The sequence below is a fragment of the Butyrivibrio sp. TB genome, from assembly GCF_900110805.1.
Taxonomy (GTDB): Bacteria; Bacillota; Clostridia; order Lachnospirales; family Lachnospiraceae; genus Butyrivibrio; species Butyrivibrio fibrisolvens_C.
The window spans coordinates 17,683-40,210 of record NZ_FOER01000026.1; the positions used below are offsets into that span (position 1 = coordinate 17,683).

Below are 22,528 nucleotides of genomic sequence, written 5' to 3' on the forward strand. Positions count from 1 at the left end.
GTAGAAGAAGCAGTTGCACCACCGGTAGAAGAGGCAGCAATGCCAGAAATGCCGGTAATGGAAGAAGCACCTGCAGTTGATGCAGTGCCACCAGTTGAAGAGATGGTAGCGCCTTCAGTAGAAGAAGCAGTTGCACCACCAGTAGAAGAGGCAGCAATGCCGGAGATGCCGGTAATGGAAGAAGCACCGGCAGTAGATGCAGCACCGCCAGCAGAGGAGGAAGCACCTCCTGTAGAAGACCTTTCACTTACGGATGATTCTGGTGCATCAGAGGATACTGAAAATACAGATATCTCAGGATTCCTTAACGAAAATGATTATGAATATGTTGCTGTTACAACAGGCAATGTAACTAAGTATATAGTCAAGAAAGTAGGCGGAGCTATGTGCGTTCAGTATGAGGACGGCGAATTCGTAGCTTTTAACCGCAACTATGAGCATGAGGACTACAGCACTTATGGCGGCATATTGTTCTCTTTTATCAAAGAAGCTATACAGGGAACTGGCTGTGAGAACCTGATCCGTCATAAAGGAACCAATATTAATTAAAAGATGATCTTTAAACGGGCCGTGTTACTACGCGGCCCTGAAAGGATTATATGGTAGTTAGAGACTATAAACCAATAACACAAGATGTTCTCGAAACAGACAGACTGATATTAAGACCATGGAAAGAGTCGGATGCTCCGGCTCTTTTTGCGATAGCAAGTGACCCGGATGTTGGGCCCAATGCCGGATGGCTCCCCCATGAAAGTGTAGAGTATAGCCGCACAATAATAAGAACTATCTATTTAAGAAGAACTGTATTTGCGATAGTTCCTAAGGCTGGACTATATGATAATATGGGGATGCCGATTACTGCCGGAATTCCTATAGGCAATGTAACTCTGGCAATGGGTCCTAACAAAGCCAGAGGAACCAAAGAGAATCAAGCTGAGCTTGGCTACTGGCTTGGACGTAGGTACTGGCATATGGGACTTGCATCAGAAGCGGCTTTCAAGCTAATTTGTTACGGTTTTCGTAATTTAAATCTTGACCAAATATGGTGTGCATATTACAAAGGAAACACTAGATCTAGGAGGGTTATGAAGCGCCTTGGGTTTTACTGGCACCACACGATAAAGAGCTCTTACAACCCTATGCTTAAAAGGTCTCAAACCGAGTATTATAACTGCTTTACGCGTGATGACTTCGAACAATTATATGGAGAAAAAGGCATAATTTACGAATAAAAAACAAAAGCCGGAAGGTTTTTGTACAATTTGTCCATATATTCAAAACGAAAAAATTTTGCGTATTTTCGTATCAAAAACTATTACATTTTCATTAAAAATGTGCTATAATCTTTTTATGATTTGACCTGCAAATCATCCTTGCAGGTCAATATTTTTAAAGTTTATAGTAAACGCTTACATATTTCGTTCGGATGGTCACAAAGAGAGGTGGAAATGCTTAGTATAGGAGATGTTGCAGTTTATGGAAATCATGGGTTGTGCAAGGTAGCAGACACACTTGTTCCATCATTCCTTCCTAAGGGAAGCGAGAAGATGTATTACCAGATGATTTCTGCTATTGACAGCGGTGGTGTTTTGTATGTTCCTATGGACGGCGCTGAGGACAAGATGCGTGAGGTTATTTCAGCAGAGATGGCTGGTGATCTTATTGACGGACTCGATGATATGAGCCTTACAGATCTTCCTGTTGGAAAGAAGGCTGAGGCTGTTATTTCAGATATTTGTAAGAAGAACGAGGCTGAAGATATGCTGAGTCTTATCAAGACTTTATACCATATCAAGGCTGTTCGTGCTGCAGAAGGCAAGAAGTTTGCTTCTGTAGATGAGAGATATCTGGGAGTTGCTGAGAAGCTTTTCTATTCTGAGATTGCATATGCACTTGATATGGAATTCGAAGAAGCTCGTGAGAAGATCACAGGTATTCTTGCACAGCTTCCTCTTGAAGCAGACAAGTAAATATATATTTAATATATGGCCGGCAGAGCATTTCGCTTTGCCGGTTTTTTATTGCCTAGGGCGCATACTGATATCTGGCAGATTTTGACCTTAAGCATATACCTTCAAGAATAATACTAAGGTTGAGTAGGAAGTTATAGATAGTTTACATGAATAGTGCGTTAAAGTGTGATAAAATAGATGCAGTTTTAGAAGGGAAAACATAAACTTATGATAAGTCCGACAATTAAATTATATGATGAAGATGCCTATACTACCTCGTTTGAAGCAGTAGTTGTTAAGAGTGATGTGATCACAGAAGGCGATCACAAGGGAGCAAGGAAGCTCCTTCTTGACAGAACAGCTTTTTTTCCTGAAGAGGGAGGACAGGAGGCTGACTTTGGAACCATAAACGGAGCTCAGGTTCTTGATGTTCAGATAGAAAAAAGTGAGGAAGGCGAGCTGATATTCCATACAGTAGGTGCTGATATTGAAGCCGGTGAAAGCGTTCATGGCGTGGTTGACTGGGAACACCGCTTTGATCAGATGCAGCAGCATTCAGGAGAACATATCTTCTCCGGGACAGTTCACAATAAATATGGCTATGACAATGTTGGCTTTCACCTGAGCAGGCAGGTAGTTACAATGGATTTTAACGGCCCTTTGGATGATGAACAGGTGCTTGAGATAGAGAGAAAAGTTAATGAAGTTATAGTCCGAAATCTTGATATAGAGATCTCCTGGCCTTCAAAAGATGAGCTTGATAAGCTCCAGTACAGAAGTAAGAAAGAACTTGAAGGCGATGTAAGGATAGTCACGATCCCCGGAGTAGACGTGTGCGCCTGCTGCGCTCCCCATGTCAGAAAGACTGGAGAGATTGGATTTTTGAAGGTGCTGGGTCGCCAGAACTATAAAGGCGGTGTCAGGATCTTTATAGAATGCGGATTGAGAGCCTTAAAGACTCTTGGAAGGGAACATACGCTTATTCAGGATCTTGCCGGATCTTTGACAACTTCTATTGAGAATGTCCCCGTACAGGTATGCAAACTTAAAGACGAATTGTATGAAGTAAAAGGCAGTCTTCAAAAGGCTAAGGCAGAGCTTTTAAGTTATAAACTCAAGGAGATTCCTAAGGATCAAAAGAATGTCACGGTCTTTGTACAGGATATGGACAATAAGTCTATTCAGAATGCTATCAATGATCTTACAGTGTCTCATGCGGGTTTTTGCAGCTTTTTTGTCTTGACAGAGAATGGATATAGGTTTGTAAGCGGCATTGCAGACGGCGATGCCAGGAAGGTTGCGGCAGCTTTAAAACAGAGATTTGGTGCTAAAGGCGGTGGCTCTGACAAAATGGTTCAGGGAAGTATGCCCTATGCACCGGAGGATGAGATCAGAAAAATTATTGATGAAATAGAGGACTGATATGGATAATGCTTCAGAATACCGCAGGGGACTTAAAAACGGCATACCGATCTGCACAGGATATATAGCGGTTTCTTTTGCTTTTGGAATAGCTGCCGGAAGTAAGGGTCTTACAACTCTTCAGGCAGTGATCATGTCTATTACCAATGTAACTAGCGCAGGACAGTATGCATCGCTTGATTCTATAAGAGATGGGGTGTCTCTTGTGGAAATGGCGATACTGCAATTTATCATAAATCTTAGATACATGCTCATGTCTACAGCGCTTACTCAGAAGCTGTCTCCTAAAACAGGCATCATTCACAGGATGTGCATTGCTTATGGTGTGACAGATGAGATATTTGCGCTGAGCGTACTTAATAAAGGAGAGCTAAAGCCTGCATATTCATACGGACTCATCAGCATTTCTGTTTTTGGATGGATACTTGGGACGTTTTTGGGAGCCTTTGCAGGACAGATTCTTCCGCCGATACTTATCGCATGCCTTGGCCTTGCGATATATGGGATGTTCATAGCGATCATCATTCCGCCTTCCAGAGATAACAAGGCTGTGATGTGCGTAGTAATATGCGCTATGCTCTTTTCCTGCATTATGACCTTTGCACCGGTTTTTAAAACTCTCAAATCAGGCATGAGGATCATCATTGTAACAGTGATCATAAGTACGCTGGCGGCAGTATTTTTTCCTGTCAGAAGTGCGGAAGACTAGACTGCTTAAAAAAGAGGACAACTATGTACAATGTATATGTTTATATTTTGGTTATGGCTATAGTTACTTATCTTATCAGGGTAGTTCCACTTGCTCTTATAAGAAAAGAGATCAAAAGCCCATTCATAAAGTCATTTCTTTTTTATGTTCCGTATGCTACACTAGCAGCGATGACTTTTCCTTCTATACTTATGACGCAGGGACTTAGCCTTGCAGCAGGGATAGCCGGACTTGTAACAGCACTTGTTCTTTCCTATCTAAGGAAGAATCTTCTGACTGTTGCTGCATGTGCCTGCGGAGCAGCTCTTGTAATTGAAGTACTTATTAATGTATTATGAAGGGAATAGACATTTATCCATGAATGGTTGTTTTAGAAAGGATTTTAATATATGCGTATAGGAATGGGATACGATGTTCACCGCCTTGCAGAAAACAGAAAGCTTATAATCGGCGGCGTTGACATCCCTTATGAAAAAGGACTTGATGGACATTCAGATGCGGATGTTCTTGTTCATGCAATAATGGATGCGCTTCTTGGCGCAGCAGCTCTTGGAGATATAGGTAAGCTTTTTCCTGATACAGATCCTGAATTTGAAGGAGCTGATTCTATGAAGCTTCTGGCTGAAGTTGGCAGAAGGCTGGATGAGGCACGTTTTATAGTAGAGAATATTGATGCTACTATTATCGCGCAAAGACCTAAGATGAGACCTTATATTGATACTATGAGACAGAATATTGCTGATGTTCTGGGGCTTGATATCACTCAGGTCAATGTTAAGGCTACTACAGAAGAGGGACTTGGATTTACAGGATCAGGAGAAGGTATATCTTCTCAGGCTATATGTCTTCTGACAACTCCTATGGATGCACCGTCAAGGAATACGACATTCCAGACCGGTGAAGCGTCAAGTGACGGAGGCTGTGCAGCCTGTCCGGGATGTGGTATGAACTCTTGATCATCAAGAGGTTAAGTTTGAAAATGTTCCATTTTCAAAACCAAATTAGTGTTGCAAGCTTCACTAATTTGAACCATTAGTCACTCGCTTTGCTTGTGGCATGAGGTTATTGTAATAGAAATACAGAAAATACTACATACGGAGAATAATAAAATGGCTCATAAGTTTACTTTTTATAATACACTTTCCAGAAATATAGAAGAGTTTACCCCCAGAGAAGAAGGCAAGGTATCTATGTATACCTGCGGACCTACTGTTTATCATTATGCGCATATCGGTAATATCAGAACTTATATCATGCAGGATGTTCTTATCAAATCCTTGATGTATGCAGGTTATGATGTTAAGAGAGTTATGAATATCACTGACGTAGGACACCTTTCATCAGATGCTGATACAGGCGAAGACAAGATGCTTGCCGGTGCTAAGAGAGAGCACAAGAGTGTTATGGAGATTGCCAAGTACTATACAGATGCTTTCTTTGCAGATTTTGATGCTGTTGGCAATAAGAGACCTGACGTGATAGAGCCAGCTACTAATTGCATCCCTGAGTTTATCCATATGATTGAAGTTCTCCTTGAAAAGGGATATGCATATGTTGCCGGAGGCAATGTTTATTTTGATACCAGTAAGCTCAAAGATTATTATGTTTTCTCTTCAGAAGTTGAGAAAGAGGCTCTTCAGGTTGGCGTTCGTGATGATGTAGAAGAGGATGCCAATAAGAAAAACAAGACTGACTTCGTCCTTTGGTTTACAAAGTCCAAATTTGAAGATCAGGCACTTAAGTGGGAAAGCCCATGGGGCGTTGGATATCCCGGATGGCATATAGAGTGCTCATGCATCGCTATGAAGCATCTTGGTGAGTATATCGATATCCACTGCGGCGGCGTTGACAATATTTTCCCTCATCATACCAATGAGATCGCTCAGTCTGAAAGCTATTTGGGACATGAATGGTGCAAATACTGGTTCCATTCCAATCACCTTAACGATCAGTCAGGCAAGATGAGTAAGAGTAAGGGCGCTGTACTTACAGTATCCGTACTCAAAGAAAAAGGATATGATCCGCTTGTTTACAGATTCTTCTGCCTGCAGTCTCATTACAGGAAGCCTCTCGTATTTTCATTTGATGCACTTGATCAGGCAGCAGCTACATTTAATAAGCTTGTAAAGAGAGTAGCTGAACTTAAGGATGACGGAGCTGTAGATGAAGCTGTACTTAAGGACTTTGAAGCAAAGTTTGCAGACAGCGTATGCGGTGATCTTAATACTGCAATGGCTATCACTATATTGTATGATGCTCTTAAAGCCGATACTAATGATAAGACCAAGCTTGCTATTATAGAAAGCTTTGACAGGGTTCTGTCACTTGATCTGATAGCTCATGCTAAGGCTCTTTCTGAAGAAGGTACAAGTGTAGATCCTGAGCTTGAGAAATATGTCCTTGATGCTATTGAGAGAAGAGCCCAGGCCAAGAAGGCTAAGGATTTTGCAACAGCAGATGCTATCAGAAACGAGCTTCTTGAAAAAGGTATTGAGATCAAAGATACAAGAGAAGGCGTAGTATGGAAAAAGGTCTGAATGATAACAATATAGGCCTTGATAATGAAATTATGGATGAATCTTGCGAAAGTGCCTGCAAAAATAGCGGTGATATAGCTGACCTTGCAGGCGTTATCCGTGATTCATTCGGACTTAAGAAGATAGATATGAGAACGTATTCACCACTTGCGCTTGCATTTATAGGTGATAGCGTATATGAGATAATAATACGTTCTCTTGTTACTGAACAGTCCAACAGGCCTGCCAATACCCTGAACAAGGCCAAGGTGCACTATGTTAATGCTGCAGCTCAGGCATTTATAATAGACTCTATCATGGACAGATTGTCTGAAGAAGAAGCTGCAGTGTATCATAGAGGGAGGAATGCCAAGTCCTACACAAGTGCCAAGAATCAGTCGGTGATCGATTATCGCAAAGCTACAGGGCTTGAAGCTTTGTGTGGTTATCTGTATCTGGCCGGGAGGCTTGACAGAGTGCTGGAGCTTGTACAATATGGTGTGAAGCTTCTTGATTCCAAAGATGGGAAATAATAGTTTATAAACAGTTTACTCTTGGAGATATATATGAGAGATAATAGTAATTTTAGAAAAAATGATCATAAAAATGATAGCAGGAATGGTAATAAAAAAGACGAAAGACATGGCAGAAGTCTTGGCAGAGTCTCAGATAGATATAACAGCAGGGAAGACGATAGAAAACGTCGCCCTGTAAGAGACATGGCAGATGATGCTGTGGACGAAGAGATTGAGGTTCCGGAGAATTCTCTTGCTATAGAAGGAAGAAATGCAGTAGTAGAAGCTTTTAGAAGTGGTAAGACTATAGACAAGCTCTACGTTCTTGATGGATGCACAGATGGCGCTGTATCTACTATCCGTCGTGAAGCCAAAAAGGCCGGAACTATCGTTAAGTTCGTTTCAAGAGAACGTCTTGATCAGATATCTATAACAGGTAAGCACCAGGGTGTTATCGCTTTTGCCGCAGCATATGATTATTCTGAGATAGAAGATATATTCAGCAAGGCAGAAGCTGAAGGAAAGGCTCCTTTTGTTCTTATTCTAGATAATATCGAAGATCCTCACAACCTTGGAGCTATCATAAGAAGTGCCAATGTTGCAGGAGCTCATGGTGTTATCATACCCAAAAACCGCGCAGTTGGCCTTACAGCTACAGTGGCCAAGACTTCTGCAGGTGCTCTTAACTATACACCTGTTGTAAAGGTTACCAATATCTCTAAGACCATAGAGGACCTCAAAAAGCGCGGAATGTGGTTTGTATGCGCAGACATGGATGGCAAGCCTATGTATGACCTTGATCTTACAGGCCCTATAGGACTTGTTATAGGCAATGAAGGATCAGGCGTTAGCAGACTGGTAAGAGAAAAGTGTGATATGATCGCATCTATCCCTGTTAATGGCGAGATCGAATCCTTGAATGCATCTGTTGCTGCCGGAGTCCTTGCATACGAGATCGTACGTCAGCGCAGAATGAAGAAATAAGAGACGGATACAGATCTTACAGGTCGCGATCATTAGTATTTATAAACTAAGGCGTAAGACTTAATTCTGCATAATGTGGAATTTACTTTTACATTCAATCCATGATTAGTATAATGATAAAATGTACTTGCGTATTTGAACGATTTATGTTATTATTACAAAGCTGTCTATGTGGACAGCAGCACAGTCGGAAATTGTGCATTCAAAAAAGATGCGGAATTTTTCGAAAGTTTATTCAGATATAGAAAGGTGAGTAAAAAATGAAGCAGGATTTACAGCCAGAATTCTATCAGGCAACAGTTACATGCAACTGCGGCAATACTTTCACAGTAGGTTCCACAAAGAAGGAGATTCACGTAGAAATTTGTTCTAAGTGCCATCCATTCTACACTGGTCAGCAGAAGGCAGCTTCAGCTCGTGGTCGTATTGACAGATTCAACAAGAAGTACGGCATCAAGACAGAAGCTTAATAGAGCAAGACTTTGCTTGAGATTCAGTAAGGATCCAATGATGAGGTTGAGGCAAGAGCCTCAGCCTCATTTTTTATAGGTGCGCCTAAGCGCGTACCTTCTGCAAATTACTAGATGGGGGATGACTATTTATGAAAAAGAAGATTACCCATTATTCGGGAATTGGAGGACAGGCAGTACTTGAAGGGGTTATGATGCGCAATAAGGACCTTTATGCAGTCGCTGTTCGCAAACCCGATGGACAGGTACATGTCGAAATAGATGAGTATCATGGTATTTTATCAGGATCGCCTCTTCTTAGGATTCCATTTATACGAGGAATTTTTGTTTTTATAGATTCACTTGTTCTTGGTACTAAGGCTCTTAACAGATCTGCGGACTTTTACGAGGATGAAGAAGAGGATGCTACAGGCGCTGACAAGGCGGCTGATGCTGTTACGGGCGGTAATGGAGATAAGTTTTTCTCTGTTTTAACTACGATATTTGCATTTGCGCTTGCTATAGGTCTTTTTCTGATACTTCCCGAAAGACTGTCTGCATGGATGAATACTTACCTTCAGAGTCAGGCGCTTCAGGCTGTAGCTGAGGGTATTATAAGAATTGCTATCTTCATTTTGTATATTCTTGCTATCACACTTATGCCTGATATTAAGAGGCTTTTCAGATATCATGGAGCTGAACATAAGTGTATTAACTGCATCGAATCAGGGCTTCCGCTTACTGTATCCAATGTAAAGCGCTCCTCTAGATTCCACAAAAGATGCGGAAGCAGTTTTATACTATTTGTTCTTGTTGTAAGTATCATATTGTTTATGTTTATCAATACCGAAAGCGTAGCAATGAAGCTTCTGTATCGTATATTGCTTCTGCCTGTTGTTTCGGGCATATCATACGAACTTATCCGTTTTGCAGGTAAAAGTGATAATTCGGTTATATCTATTATCTCTAAGCCGGGACTTCTTCTTCAGCGTCTGACTACCAAGGAGCCGGATGATTCGATGATCGAAGTCGGTATTGCTTCTGTAGAGGCTATTTTCGATTGGAGAACCTATCAGAAGGATGTTTTCGGATTTGATTTTGCTGATGAAGATGAGGAAGATGTTCTGGAATGATTTATTCAGATATTTATAAAAACGCATCCATTAGACTAAAGGAAGCCGGTGTGCCGGAGTATCAGCTCGACGCCCGGCTTCTTCTTGAATATGTATGCGGCACTGATTATAATACGCTTCTGGTTCATGGAGACAGGGATGTGTCGCCTGAAGAGGAAAAGAAGTATAATGAACTTATAGAAAAAAGAGCGTCCAGGGTCCCTCTTGCCTATATAGTAGGATATCAGGAATTTATGGGACTTACATTTGATGTTAATGAGAATGTACTTGTGCCCAATCAGGATACGGAGACTCTTGCAGAAGAAGCATTGAGAGAAGTATCTGACGGAATGCGCTTTATGGATCTTTGCACAGGATCCGGATGCGTTGCGCTTAGTATTCTTAATTATACCAATGATACAAGCTGTGTCATGACAGATATATCCGATAAGGCTATAGAAGTTGCGACAGGTAACAGGGACAGACTTGGCTTTAGCGATAGAGCTGAAATTGTTAAGACGGATCTTTTTCCACAAGATGACGATAAGAAGTTTGATATGATCGTATCAAATCCACCTTATATCAGAACTGATGTTATAGCCACGCTCCCTCCTGAAGTGGGCAAGGGCGAGCCGTATATAGCGCTTGACGGCGGACAAGACGGCCTTATATTCTATAGACGCATAATTGAAAATGCACCTAAATGGCTGTATACAAGTGGCTGGCTTATGATGGAGATAGGATATGATCAGGGCGATGCTGTTGCTGGCCTTATGAAAGATGGCGGATTCCATGAAGTGGAAGTCATAAAAGATCTGGGCGGCAATGACAGAGTTGTAAGAGGATGCCTGTATTAGTTTTGGTAAATTAATGTGATTGAATAGATTGGATTTATTATGTTAGATAAACTTGAAGCTATATTGCACAGATATGAAGAAATCGGAATGGTACTTACTGAACCTGATGTGGCATCAGATGCTGACAGATTCAGAAGACTTATGAAAGAACAAAGCGATCTTACACCACTTGTTGAGAAGTATTTAGAGTACAAAAAGTGTAAAGAAGCTATAGAAGACAGCATGCAGATGCTGGAAGAAGAGACAGATCCTGAGATGAGACAGATGCTCAAAGATGAGTGCAATGAAAACTCAGAAAGACTTCCTTTGCTTGAACAGGATCTTAAGATACTTCTGATACCTAAGAATCCGGATGATGATAAGAACGTAATCGTCGAGATAAGAGCAGGCGTAGGCGGAGATGAAGCTGCGCTCTTTGCGTCTGACCTATATCGTATGTATGTTAAATATGCTGAAAGTAAAGGCTTTAGAACATCACTTATCAACGTTGAAGAAATAGGTATAGGCGGAATGAAGACTGTAAGCTTCATGGTTGAAGGAAGCGGCGCCTATGCTAAGCTTAAATATGAAAGCGGAGTTCACAGAGTACAAAGAGTACCTGTTACAGAATCCGGCGGAAGAATTCATACATCTACAGCTACTGTAGCTGTTATGCCTGAGGTTGAGGATGATGTTGATATCGATATACCTCCGGAAGATGTTCGTATGGATATTACAAGAGCATCAGGTAATGGTGGTCAGGGAGTTAATACTACAGACTCTGCTGTAAGACTTACCCACCTTCCTACAGGAATAGTCATCTATTCACAGACAGAGCGATCACAGCTTCAGAATAAGGCTAAGGCATGGGCTCTTCTTCGTGCCAAGCTTTATGATCTTAAGATCCAGGAGCAGCACGACAGTGAAGCTGAGCTTAGACGCAGTCAGATAGGAACAGGAGACCGATCTGAGAAGATACGTACATATAATTTCCCTCAGGGAAGAGTTACAGACCATAGGATCAAGGTTACACTTCACAGAATAGAAGATGTACTTAACGGTGATCTTGATGAGCTTGTAGATGCTCTTACAACTGCAGATCAGGCTGCAAAGCTTCTGAAGATGCAGGAATGATCTGGTCAGTATGCTTACCATACTTTGATCTGATTGTGAGCATACGCTCATAACATTAGTAATGTGGTGTTCAGATAGATATGTGATCTGATATTCTTGTATAGGAGGCTGATCATGAATGCTGAGCTTAAACAGGAACTGATAGACTGGGGCGTTAACTGGGAAGAAGTCAAAGCACGTCTTGTAGGTAATGAAGATCTGGTTGAGAAGTTCATGCTCAAATTTATAGATGATCCTAGTATGGAAAGACTTAAAAAGGGCCTTGATAACAACGATCCCAAAGAAGCTTTCCAGGGAGCTCATGCCCTTAAAGGCGTAGCCTCAAACCTTGCTCTGGAAGGTGATGGTTTTCTTGATCAGATCAAAGAAATAACTGAGATCTTAAGACCCGAGAGAGTAGATAATGCTCCTCAAGTCTATGAGAAGTTAAGACCGAAGTATGATGAACTAATAAGTATTCTACGTAAATACAAATAATTATTTTAATAACTAATTGAAACTTCGCACTTGCCAAACATACGCCACCCTTTGAGGCAGTGCCGATGCGGATGGTTTATAATGCATTTTCATATCTTGAAGGTGTTATAATTCAGGGCATGATATCTGAATTTTTATATTCTAGGGTCTGAAACTCGCTTCGCTCAGACATGCAGACCCTAAGAAGAATATAAAAATCCATCTCTCATACTCCTGAATTTTATAACACCTTCAAAAGATATGAAAATGCATTATAAACTATCCGCATCGGCGCTGTCTCAAAGGGTGGCGTATGTTTGGCAAGTGCGAAGTTTAAGTAACTAATTAAAACGCATGTATAGCAGTGTATATTATATCTCTTCAAATTCGATATTATGAGAAGCAAGGAATCTCTTTATGCTCTCATCCCAGATCTGCTCGTAAGACTTATCTAAAGAGAATGTTCTAATCGCAGCAGCACTTGTTATAGTGGTGACACCTTCTGCAAATTTAATATTAATTACAAATGCTACATCCCTACTTGTAAGAGCTGATCCCTTTTTTTCAAGAAGCGCATCAGTATGCTCGGGCTTAACCTGCATGATAAACTTAAATCCCAAAGGTGTATGACGCCCTTTGATAAGCTCAAAGCATACACCCTTAATATCACTCCATCTGGATAGCTCATAAGGAGCCTCTTCTGATACAAGATCTCCATAAAACTCTTTATTGATATGCCCATCTATTGTATAAGAGTTGCCGGCCTTAATAACCGCTTCTTCCAAAAGAAATTCATCAAAATCACTTCCCCTAAGCAAAGTGTTCATGAAATTTTTAGTGTGAGTAATCTGTAAAACAATCATTTCTTTCCTCGCAATAAAGATTATCCAAAATAATATCTGTATTATAATATCATTTTTGTCTTAAGAATACTATGACGCATGCAACAAAAGCATTAATAACAGCGCCATTACATCAAGTTTTGGTTTACGCATCGTATGTTAGGTGGTATTATGTAGTAATGAGAACTACATTGCTTTATCGGAGGATATATGAGCTTTAAAATTGTATATGACAGCTGCTGCGATTTGCCTGAAGAGTATTATAGTGATCCAAGATTTCAGAGTGTCCCGCTCTCTTTGGAAGTAGGCGATTATCATATCATGGATGACGAAACTTTTGATCAGGCACAGTTCCTTAAACATGTTGCTGAAAGTGAGGAATGTCCCAAGTCAGCATGCCCTTCACCTGATAGCTACATGCAGGCATTTAAGACAGATGCTGATCATGTATATTGTATTACTCTTTCATCTAAGCTTTCAGGAAGTTATAATAGTGCACTTATTGGCAAAGACCTTTATGAAGAAGAGTATGGTGAGAAGGATATCTTTATAGTAGATTCTCTTTCTGCCAGCTGCGGTCTTGGACTTATTGCGCTTAAGATCATGGAATATGAAGAGCAGGGCCTTTCTTTTGAAGAAGTTGTAGATAAGATTTCTGCTTTCAGAAATGATATGACTACATTTTTTGTGCTTGATAATCTCGAGACACTTAGAAAGAATGGACGCCTATCCGGAATGAAGGCTCTTGTTGCTGCTACACTTAGCATCAAGCCTGTATGTGAAGGTGTAGAAGGAAATATTGTTCAAAGAGGACAGGGAGTTGGCATTCGCAAAGCTCTTGTGAAGATGGTTGACCTTATAGAGAAGGAAAGTCGTGATGTTGAAGATAGAATTCTTGCAGTAGCACATTGTAACAACTTCGAAAGAGCCATGCTTGTGCGTGATATGATCCTTGCCAGAAAGAAATTCAAGGACGCCATAGTAGTTGATACCAGAGGCGTAAGCTCTATGTATGCAAATGATGGTGGTATTATCGTTACTTACTGATATTACAAACCTTTTTCTTTTTTGAGCTGCTCTTTAATATGTTTATTGAATTCAAGCGAAAGCCAGAATTTGTGACCATCATCCATGATCACACTGAAGGCTTTCGTTTTTTGTATGTGTCTTATATTTATGATCGTCAGATCAGAAGCCGGGAGAAGGTAATAGAAAGGCTCCAGATCTTCATAGAACATATAGATAGTGGATAGGATAGTTATGATCTGCCCGTCTACAAGCTTTATTTCGATGCGTCCTCCGCCGTTTTTACAATGAGCATAAAGGATATCATTGCCATTGACATAGATGGTCCCGTTATCATCTCTAAGTTCTATAAGCGGTTCCTTGTTTGATCTGGATTCTTCGCAGATATCAAGAACTTCTCTGAGTCTATTCTTGAGAATGGGTTTGGTCATGAAGATGAAAACTTCTTTTTCTTCATCCGTAGCCAGACTTTCATAATCGATAGCAGAGGAACATAAGATGATCTTGCCGCTTACGTTGATCTTTCTAAGCGACCTTGCAACTTCAATTCCGTTCATTCCGCTCTCAGAGATGTTGGTCATATCTATGAAGATGCCGTCATACATCTGCGGAGTCTGCATAAGAGAAGGTACGTTTCCATAAAGATCTATGAAAAATCCCTCCAGACCGTTTTTCTTGTTTGCATCAGATGCGCGCTCCAAAAGCCTTTGCATCTGCTTTCTGTCAGCTATATTGTCATCACAAACTGCTATATGCATGATTTTCCCCTTTGTCCCCTCTAAAAACATTACATAAATCTGAAGTTTACGAAGTAGCACACTGCTATTACAGATATTACCTGTAGTATAAGAATTGTAGGCATAAATACTACAAAGTACCAGTGTCTTGTCTTGTGCCTAAAAAAGAACATGCCTATGGTACTTCCGATGCTGCCTCCTATTAAAGCTAAGATAAATAAAGTCGCCTCGGGGATTCTGTAAGAACCTGCCTTGGCTTTATGTTTATCAATTCCCATGGCTGCAAAACCAAGAAGATTGACTATTAAAATATAAGATGTAATGAGAATGATTGAATTCATAGAAATAACCTCATGTCACGAACCAAGTGAGTAGCTAATGGTTTAATCCTCCCCCGAAGATACTAAAGCAAATTGTAACACTTAAAATGTGCTTATCCAATGTATAGAATACACAAAAAATAGTTCATGGGCAAATAAAAAGACATTCGGAAGTGTCATATGAGCTTTTGCCGAATGTCTTTTATAATGATAATGTATGGTATTCATTTAAAGAAAGGCTTGTACATATCCGCTCATTTCATTCGTGGATATGAGCGGATAAGTTGCTGTGGCCTATGCTTTTTGATATGATGCAGATTTCAAATGTTACTTTTGACCATTACGTCTTGATATTGATAAGTGGTATTATTTCTTCTTTACAGAGGTCTTTGCTGACTTCTTGGCTTTTTCATCAACTTCCTGCATTTTAAGAGCGCGGACTTTGAGTGAGAGACCGAAGAGATTGATGAATCCGCTTGCATCTGTGTGATCATACATATCGCCTGTTGTGAAGGAAGCGATATCCTGATTGTAGAGTGAGTATGGTGATGTTGTTCCGGCTTTTATGATATTGCCTTTATAAAGCTTGAAGTGAACTTCACCTGTCACGTACTGCTGGGTGCTTTCAATGAAGGCCTGAACAGCTTCGCGAAGAGGTGTGAACCATTTTCCTTCGTATACAATCTGAGCGAGCTTAGCTCCCATTTCCTGTTTGAGTGCATAGGTATCACGATCGAGGATGAGCTCTTCAAGCTGCTGGTGAGCTTCATATAGGATAGTTCCTCCTGGAGTTTCATATACGCCTCGGCTCTTCATTCCTACAACACGGTTTTCTACTATATCGATGATTCCGACACCGTTTTTGGCACCAAGTTCGTTGAGAGTGCGGATGATGTCGGAGACTTTCATCTTCTTACCATTAACTGTCTTAGGAACACCTTTTTCAAATGTCATAGTAACATCAGTCTCCTTATCCGGAGCATCCTGAGGTGTTACACCAAGAACGAGCATATGCTTATAGTTGGGTTCCTTAGAAGGATCTTCGAGTTCGAGACCTTCATGGGACAGATGCCAGAGGTTACGGTCACGGCTGTAGCTGTTGCTGTGAGAGAATGGAAGATTGATTCCGTGCTTTTTGCAGTATTCTTCTTCATCTTCACGAGACTGAAGCTTCCAGTTAGGATCACGCCAGGGTGCGATCACGCGGATATCGGGTGCAAGAGCCTTAAATGCAAGCTCGAAACGGATCTGGTCGTTTCCTTTGCCGGTTGCGCCGTGGCAGATGGCAGTTGCACCTTCTTTTCTTGCAATCTCAACAAGACGCTTGGCGATAGCCGGACGAGCCATGGATGTTCCAAGGAGATATTTGTTCTCGTATACTGCATGAGCCTGAACACAAGGTACTACGTAATTGTCACAGAAATCATCTGTTATATCTTCTATATAAAGCTTGGATGCTCCGCTTGCTTTGGCTCTTTCTTCAAGGCCATCAAGTTCATTGCCCTGTCCGCAGTCAGCACATACACATACAACGTCGTAGCCGTAGGTTTCTTTGAGCCATGGGATGATCGCGGTAGTGTCAAGACCACCTGAATATGCAAGGATAACTTTTTCTTTTTTCTTAGTAGCCATTGATAATTCCTCCATTTACTTATGAATAAAAATTCTGTGTGATAATGTATATTTAGTAATGATAAATCTCATATTGTCCATAAAGCTGCCCAATCATGAATAAAATCTATGCAAATAGAAGAGCGCTTGTATGTGTGACAAAAGTAAATATACTACCATTTGATGCATAATGCAAGAAGAAAATGTATAAATATTACATTAATTCAAAAATAATGTATAAATATTAAAATATCACTTGCATTATTATACACCCGGTCGTATACTATGACATATATTCTTATGAATGTGACAGATAAAAAGCGCATTCGGTGCACTTTCTTATATGAATAAGTCGGTATACCGGGCATTTTGTTTATACATTTAAGAATGATCAAAAAGAAAATGGAATTTTTACTATTAAATACATTATAATGAAATGGTGCGTTTTAGTAAATTTCCATCACAAAAAACAGAGTAAAATTAATCTGTATTAAGTTATTCAATATCGGATTGATGTAGTGGCTTTTAGATCATTGATCGTAAGTTCAATTAAAGAAAGTAAGACACTGCAATCGGAGGTGTGAAATGATCAAAGTTGGAATTATTGGCGCAACAGGATATGCCGGAGCAGAAATTGTAAGGCTACTTCAGATGCATCCTCAGGCAGAAGTTGTATGGTATGGCTCCAAAAGTTATATAGATCAGAAATATGCATCTATTTATCAGAATCTTTTTAAAATAGTAGATGCAGATTGTCTTGGCGAAGATATGGACAAGCTATCTGATGAAGTTGACGTGATATTCACGGCAACTCCTCAAGGCCTGTGTGCATCACTTGTCAATGAAGATATTCTTAATAAGGTCAAGATCATTGACCTTTCAGCAGATTTCAGACTAAAAGATGTTTCCGTTTATGAAAAGTGGTATAAGATCGAGCACAAAGCTCCAAAGTATATTGATGAAGCTGTCTACGGACTATGCGAGATCAACAGAGATAAGATAAAGGGCGCAAGGATCGTTGCTAATCCTGGATGTTATACGACATGCTCCATTCTTACAGCTTATCCTTTGGTCAAAGAAGGACTTATCGATCCGGATACTCTTATAATAGATGCACTTAGCGGCGTATCAGGCGCCGGAAGAGGAGCTAAGGTAGCTAACCTTTACTGCGAGGTCAATGAAAGTGCAAAACCTTACGGAGTTGCCAATCACAGACACACTCCTGAAATAGAGGAGCAGCTTGGATATGCGGCAGGCAAAAAGATACTTTTAAATTTCACACCGCATCTTGCACCTATGAACAGGGGAATCCTTGCAACAGAATATGCAAGCCTTAATAAGATAGATGGTAAGCTCCCTACACCGCAGCAGATCCGTGATGTATACAATAAGTATTATGGAAAAGAGAAGTTTATAAGAATACTTGACGATGGTGTATATCCTGAGACAAGATGGGTGGAAACTTCCAATTATGTAGATATAGGCTTTAAGATTGATGAAAGGACCGGTCGTATCATTATGATGGGCGCACTTGACAATCTTGTGAAAGGCGCAGCCGGACAGGCTGTACAGAATATGAACATTCTGTTCGGACTTGAAGAGAGCATGGGACTTGATATGGTTCCTTGTTTTCCTTAACAATAGAACACGACTTTAGAAAATGCATTATGTCAGTTATCTTAAGCCGGCACATATGGCATTTGATGACTGGCAATGTGATTTTTCTTAAGTCGCCAATATTTAATAGAAATTAAAAGTGTTTTTCACTTATGACATGAGGTAAAGTAATGGTCCGTGTAATGACAATAGAAGATTATGACGAGGTATATGCACTTTGGATGTCGATCAAGGGATTTGGGATAAGGAGTATAGATGATTCTAAAGAGGGGATCGAGATTTTTCTAAAAAGAAATCCTACTACATGCTGTGTTGATGTAGAAGATGGCAAGATAGTTGGTGCCATACTGTGCGGACATGATGGAAGACGCGCCTGCATGTATCATGTGTGTGTTTCGCCGGATTATAGGCGAAGACATATAGGACAGCACATGGTTGACTTTTGTCTTAAGGCCCTTAAGGAAGAAAAAATATGCAAGGTTGCCCTTAATGCTTTCGTTACCAATGAAGCTGGCAATGCATTCTGGAGCAAGATGGGATGGATCCTTAGAAGTGACATGAACTATTACGATCATGTTATTGATCCGGATAATGTTACTATATTTAATATATGATTTTTATTTAATAAGAAATATGATCAAGAATCATGATTCTATGATGAAGTCAGGAATTCGTAAATAAGAAATACCTGCAATAGAATTTGCGATTAATAGATTTTTTTAAAACGATTGTTTATTTATATTCAGGATGAGGTTTGATATGAAGATTATAGAAGGCGGTGTTACAGCACCAATCGGCTTTAAAGCAGCAGACTTTGCAGCAGGCATCAAATACCAGGGACGTACCGATATGGCGATGGTCTATTCGGATGTGCCATGTGAATGCGCAGGAACATTTACTACCAATCAGGTCAAGGCTGCATGTGTTATGTGGGACAAGAAGATAGTTGAATCCGGATCCAAGATGCAGGCTGTTGTTATTAATTCCGGAATAGCCAATGCATGTACGGGGCAGGAAGGTTTTGATGCCTGCGAAGCTACAGCCAAGGCTGTTGAGAAAGAACTTGGAGTTACATATGATACAGTAGCTGTTGCATCTACAGGTGTTATAGGCATGCAACTTCCTGTAGATAAGCTTGTAAACGGAGTGACTGGCATGGCAGGGATTCTGAGTCACGACAAGGAAGCCGGAACCAAAGCTTCTAAAGCAATAATGACAACAGATACCATTAATAAAGAGTATGCTCTTACTTTTGAAGTTGGTGGCAAGACTGTAACAGTCGGAGGTATGAGTAAAGGGTCAGGAATGATACATCCTAACATGTGTACCATGCTTGGTTTTATTACAACAGACCTTTCTATTGACAAAACGCTCATGCAACAGGCACTTTCCAGTGTAGTTAAGGATACCTTCAATATGATAACAGTAGACGGAGATACCTCAACTAACGATACCCTTCTGCTTATGGCCAATGGTCTTGCGGGAAATGATACTATTACTTCCAAGAACGAAGATTATGATAAGTTTTATGAAGCTCTTTTTACTATATGCAGATTCCTTGCAAGGAAGATGGCAGGTGACGGAGAGGGCGCAAGCAAGCTCTTTGAAGCCAAAGTTACAGGAGCAAAGACTAAGGATGACGCAAGAACTCTTGCAAGAGCGATAGTAGGCTCTAATCTTTCTAAGGCTGCAATATTCGGATGCGATGCCAATTTCGGAAGGTTCTTGTGCGCTATGGGATATTCCGGGGCGAAGTTTGATCAAAATGATGTTGAGCTCTTTTTTGAAAGTAAGAAGGGAACACTTAAGGTATTCGATCATGGCAATCCGATTGACTTTGATGAAGAATATGCAGTCTCTATTATGAAAGAGGACGAAGTTATGGTAGTTGCCAATATGAATGAAGGAGACCAGGAAGCAACAGCTTTTGGGTGCGATCTTACATATGATTATGTCAAGATCAACGCAGACTATAGAAGCTGAAAATATACCAAAAATATATTTTTGCTGATCAAATATGAATGAGTCAGTATGCTGAATGCAAGCTACATAATCAGATCATTTGAGCTAAGGAGAATAAGACAGTGGACAAGGATATGCAGGATGTAATGAAAAAAGCTGAGGTGCTTATTGAAGCGCTTCCATATATTCAGAAATTTAATCGTAAGATAATAGTTGTAAAGTACGGCGGAAGCGCTATGAGCAACGAAGATCTTCAAAGAAATGTGATCCAGGACGTTACACTTCTTAAACTTGTAGGATTTAAGCCTATCATAGTACACGGGGGCGGCAAAGCCATCAGTAACTGGGTTGGCAAAGTTGGCAAAAAAGCTGAGTTCGTAAATGGGCTTAGAGTAACGGATTCAGAAACTATGGAAATAGCAGAAATGGTTCTGTCCAAGGTCAATAAGCAGCTTGTTACAATGGTTCAGGAACTGGGTATCAAAGCTATAGGCTTAAGTGGTAAGGATTCAGGGCTTTTACATGTTAAGAAAAAATATTCTAATGGCCAGGATATAGGATTTGTAGGCGATGTAGATAAGGTTGATCCTGAGATACTCTATGATCTTCTTGACAGAGATTATCTTCCGATCATCGCACCTATTGGTCTTGATGATAATTTTGATACCTATAATATCAATGCAGATGATGCTGCATGCGCTATAGCTAAGGCCGTGGGAGCTGAGAAGCTGGCCTTCCTTACAGATATAGAAGGAGTATACAAGGATATAAATGATAAGACATCTCTTATCAGCCGTCTGACATGTTCGGAAGCAGATGATCTTATAGCTTCCGGTCAGATAGGAGGCGGAATGCTTCCAAAACTTGGAAATTGCGTGTCTGCAGTTAGGGAAGGTGTCAACAGAGTTCATATTCTTGACGGAAGGATACCGCATTGCCTTCTTCTTGAGATCTTCACTAACAGAGGTATCGGTACCATGTTTATGAATGATACAGATGAGCTGACTTCATGTGCTAAATGATCAGAATTAAGTATATGCCGCAAGGATCAATAGATGTCATGATCTGACCTTTGGCTAAAACATATATGAGTTAAGAGAGGAATTAGTTGAATATGTCTGACAAAATGAAAGAATACATAGATGAGGCCGAGAAAGACCTCCTTCATACATATAATCGCTATCAGGTGGTTCTTGATCATGGCGATGGTGTGCATTTATATGATATTGATGGCAAGGAATATCTTGATTTTGTATCAGGAATAGCCGTTTTTGCTCTTGGCTATAACAATAAAGAATACAATGATGCGCTCAAAGCTCAAATAGACAAGGTTATTCATACATCCAATTATTACTATAATGTGCCTGCAATAGAAGCTGCCAAAAAGCTCAAGAAAGTCAGCGGCATGGACCGTGTGTTTTTTACCAATTCAGGAGCTGAAGCTATAGAAGGAGCTTTAAAAGCTGCCCGTAAGTATGCATATCTTAAGGATGGAAAAACAGATCACGAGATCATCGCCTTAGAGCATTCCTTCCACGGAAGGACTTTCGGCGCTTTGTCTGTTACCGGCAATCCCAAGTATCGCGAAGCATTTGAGCCTATGATCGGCAATATACGTTTTGCTAAGATGAATGATTTTGAGAGCATTCTTGAAAACGTTAATGACAAAACCTGTGCTATAATCATGGAGACTGTTCAGGGAGAGGGCGGTATTTTCCCTGCCGAAGAAGGATTCCTAAGAAAAGTCAGAACTTTATGTGATGAAAAAGATATCCTTCTTATACTGGATGAGATCCAGTGCGGAATGGGAAGAACAGGCCATATGTTTGCGTGGCAGAGCTATGGTATAAAGCCTGATATCATGACCTGTGCCAAGGCTCTTGGATGCGGAGTTCCTGTAGGTGCATTCCTTCTCAATGAAAAGACCGGACAGAATTCTCTCAAGGCCGGAGATCACGGTACTACATATGGCGGCAATCCTCTTGCATGCGCTGCTATAAGTAAGGTGCTTGATTTATTTGAGCAGTACAATATAATAGACAATGTGAATTCAGTAGCTCCTTACCTTGAAAAAAGGCTTGATGAGCTTGTAGATAAATATGATTTTGTGACCAAAAGGCGCGGCAGGGGCCTTATGCAGGGACTTGTCTTTGACAGGCCTGTAGCAGATATAATTGTCAGTGCTATGGACAAGGGACTTATCCTCATTAATGCAGGACCTTCTATAATCCGCTTTGTTCCGCCGCTAGTGATATCCAAAGATGATGTAGACAAGATGATAGAGATCCTGGATTCTTGTCTTAGAGAGATCTAAAGACATTTGATGAC

General features: G+C 40.5%; 24 protein-coding genes and 1 pseudogene. 21 read left to right on the plus strand and 4 right to left on the minus strand.

Annotated elements, in window-relative coordinates; translation table 11 throughout:
* The 15 genes and pseudogenes from BMX21_RS15560 to BMX21_RS15630 form a co-directional block, all read left to right on the plus strand.
* Window positions 1-549 (plus strand): annotated as a pseudogene (locus tag BMX21_RS15560) (hypothetical protein); the annotation flags it as partial.
* 50 nt (window positions 550-599) lie between these two features.
* Entirely contained in the window at window positions 600-1,232 is a 633-nt protein-coding gene (locus BMX21_RS15565) for a GNAT family N-acetyltransferase (RefSeq protein ID WP_051199691.1), read from the plus strand.
* 216 nt (window positions 1,233-1,448) lie between these two features.
* Complete coding sequence (locus BMX21_RS15570; protein WP_022756702.1) at window positions 1,449-1,970, plus strand: CarD family transcriptional regulator; 522 nt, start codon at window positions 1,449-1,451, stop codon at window positions 1,968-1,970.
* A 210-nt stretch (window positions 1,971-2,180) separates the two neighbouring features.
* Window positions 2,181-3,374, plus strand: a complete 1,194-nt coding sequence (locus tag BMX21_RS15575; protein ID WP_092045745.1) for an alanyl-tRNA editing protein — start codon at window positions 2,181-2,183, stop codon at window positions 3,372-3,374.
* A gap of 1 nt (window position 3,375) precedes the next feature.
* Complete coding sequence (locus BMX21_RS15580; protein ID WP_092045747.1) at window positions 3,376-4,083, plus strand: AzlC family ABC transporter permease; 708 nt, start codon at window positions 3,376-3,378, stop codon at window positions 4,081-4,083.
* A 23-nt stretch (window positions 4,084-4,106) separates the two neighbouring features.
* Window positions 4,107-4,421: an AzlD domain-containing protein gene (locus BMX21_RS15585; protein ID WP_022754545.1), complete on the plus strand. Its 315-nt coding sequence runs from the start codon at window positions 4,107-4,109 to the stop codon at window positions 4,419-4,421.
* 51 nt (window positions 4,422-4,472) lie between these two features.
* Window positions 4,473-5,039 (plus strand): 2-C-methyl-D-erythritol 2,4-cyclodiphosphate synthase, encoded by a 567-nt coding sequence (gene ispF, locus BMX21_RS15590; protein ID WP_092045749.1) that lies wholly within the window; start codon window positions 4,473-4,475, stop codon window positions 5,037-5,039.
* A gap of 153 nt (window positions 5,040-5,192) precedes the next feature.
* Window positions 5,193-6,620, plus strand: a complete 1,428-nt coding sequence (gene cysS / locus BMX21_RS15595; protein ID WP_092045751.1) for a cysteine--tRNA ligase — start codon at window positions 5,193-5,195, stop codon at window positions 6,618-6,620.
* A complete protein-coding gene (locus BMX21_RS15600; RefSeq protein ID WP_242952940.1) occupies window positions 6,605-7,132 on the plus strand; it encodes a Mini-ribonuclease 3 in 528 nt (175 codons plus the stop codon). The genes cysS and BMX21_RS15600 overlap by 16 nt, the downstream gene beginning before the upstream one ends.
* Window positions 7,133-7,318: 186 nt before the next feature.
* Window positions 7,319-8,098, plus strand: a complete 780-nt coding sequence (gene rlmB, locus BMX21_RS15605) for a 23S rRNA (guanosine(2251)-2'-O)-methyltransferase RlmB (protein ID WP_034463782.1) — start codon at window positions 7,319-7,321, stop codon at window positions 8,096-8,098.
* A 260-nt stretch (window positions 8,099-8,358) separates the two neighbouring features.
* Entirely contained in the window at window positions 8,359-8,568 is a 210-nt protein-coding gene (gene rpmE, locus BMX21_RS15610) for a 50S ribosomal protein L31 (protein ID WP_022754550.1), read from the plus strand.
* Window positions 8,569-8,699: 131 nt separating this feature from the next.
* Window positions 8,700-9,680, plus strand: a complete 981-nt coding sequence (locus tag BMX21_RS15615) for a DUF1385 domain-containing protein (protein WP_092045753.1) — start codon at window positions 8,700-8,702, stop codon at window positions 9,678-9,680.
* Window positions 9,677-10,516, plus strand: a complete 840-nt coding sequence (prmC, locus tag BMX21_RS15620; protein ID WP_092045755.1) for a peptide chain release factor N(5)-glutamine methyltransferase — start codon at window positions 9,677-9,679, stop codon at window positions 10,514-10,516. Before BMX21_RS15615 ends, prmC begins: the two co-directional genes overlap by 4 nt.
* A 39-nt stretch (window positions 10,517-10,555) precedes the next feature.
* On the plus strand, window positions 10,556-11,629 hold the full coding sequence (prfA, locus tag BMX21_RS15625; RefSeq protein ID WP_022754552.1) for a peptide chain release factor 1: 1,074 nt from the start codon (window positions 10,556-10,558) through the stop codon (window positions 11,627-11,629).
* 114 nt (window positions 11,630-11,743) lie between these two features.
* Window positions 11,744-12,106 carry an Hpt domain-containing protein gene (locus BMX21_RS15630; protein WP_051199689.1) on the plus strand — a complete coding sequence of 121 codons (363 nt, stop codon included), beginning with the start codon at window positions 11,744-11,746 and terminating at the stop codon, window positions 12,104-12,106.
* A gap of 350 nt (window positions 12,107-12,456) precedes the next feature.
* On the opposite strand, the gene BMX21_RS15635 is transcribed toward BMX21_RS15630, so the two are convergent.
* Complete coding sequence (locus BMX21_RS15635; RefSeq protein WP_092045757.1) at window positions 12,457-12,948, minus strand: DUF5721 family protein; 492 nt, start codon at window positions 12,946-12,948, stop codon at window positions 12,457-12,459.
* Between the two features lie 189 nt (window positions 12,949-13,137).
* On the opposite strand from BMX21_RS15635, the gene BMX21_RS15640 reads away from it, so the two are divergent.
* Complete coding sequence (locus BMX21_RS15640) at window positions 13,138-13,974, plus strand: DegV family protein (protein ID WP_022754555.1); 837 nt, start codon at window positions 13,138-13,140, stop codon at window positions 13,972-13,974.
* Between the two features lie 2 nt (window positions 13,975-13,976).
* Here the strand turns inward: BMX21_RS15640 and BMX21_RS15645 are convergent, their stop codons facing one another.
* The 3 genes from BMX21_RS15645 to BMX21_RS15655 form a co-directional block, all read right to left on the minus strand.
* The gene (locus tag BMX21_RS15645) at window positions 13,977-14,711 is read right to left on the minus strand and encodes a LytR/AlgR family response regulator transcription factor (RefSeq protein WP_022754556.1); all 735 of its coding nucleotides are present in this window, start codon (window positions 14,709-14,711) and stop codon (window positions 13,977-13,979) included.
* A gap of 29 nt (window positions 14,712-14,740) precedes the next feature.
* Entirely contained in the window at window positions 14,741-15,031 is a 291-nt protein-coding gene (locus BMX21_RS15650) for a DUF1294 domain-containing protein (protein ID WP_022754557.1), read from the minus strand.
* A gap of 345 nt (window positions 15,032-15,376) precedes the next feature.
* Window positions 15,377-16,642: an argininosuccinate synthase gene (locus tag BMX21_RS15655; RefSeq protein WP_022754558.1), complete on the minus strand. Its 1,266-nt coding sequence runs from the start codon at window positions 16,640-16,642 to the stop codon at window positions 15,377-15,379.
* Between the two features lie 564 nt (window positions 16,643-17,206).
* Between BMX21_RS15655 and argC the strand changes: the two genes are divergently transcribed.
* The 5 genes from argC to BMX21_RS15680 all read left to right on the plus strand — a co-directional run bounded on the left by argC (window position 17,207) and on the right by BMX21_RS15680 (window position 22,514).
* Entirely contained in the window at window positions 17,207-18,259 is a 1,053-nt protein-coding gene (gene argC / locus BMX21_RS15660) for an N-acetyl-gamma-glutamyl-phosphate reductase (protein ID WP_092045761.1), read from the plus strand.
* Window positions 18,260-18,408: 149 nt separating this feature from the next.
* Entirely contained in the window at window positions 18,409-18,852 is a 444-nt protein-coding gene (locus BMX21_RS15665; RefSeq protein WP_022754560.1) for a GNAT family N-acetyltransferase, read from the plus strand.
* 145 nt (window positions 18,853-18,997) lie between these two features.
* Window positions 18,998-20,221: a bifunctional ornithine acetyltransferase/N-acetylglutamate synthase gene (argJ, locus tag BMX21_RS15670; RefSeq protein WP_092045763.1), complete on the plus strand. Its 1,224-nt coding sequence runs from the start codon at window positions 18,998-19,000 to the stop codon at window positions 20,219-20,221.
* Between the two features lie 113 nt (window positions 20,222-20,334).
* Entirely contained in the window at window positions 20,335-21,222 is an 888-nt protein-coding gene (gene argB, locus BMX21_RS15675; protein WP_034453649.1) for an acetylglutamate kinase, read from the plus strand.
* A 92-nt stretch (window positions 21,223-21,314) separates the two neighbouring features.
* Entirely contained in the window at window positions 21,315-22,514 is a 1,200-nt protein-coding gene (locus BMX21_RS15680) for an aspartate aminotransferase family protein (RefSeq protein WP_242952941.1), read from the plus strand.
* The last annotated feature ends 14 nt before the right edge of the window (window positions 22,515-22,528 follow it).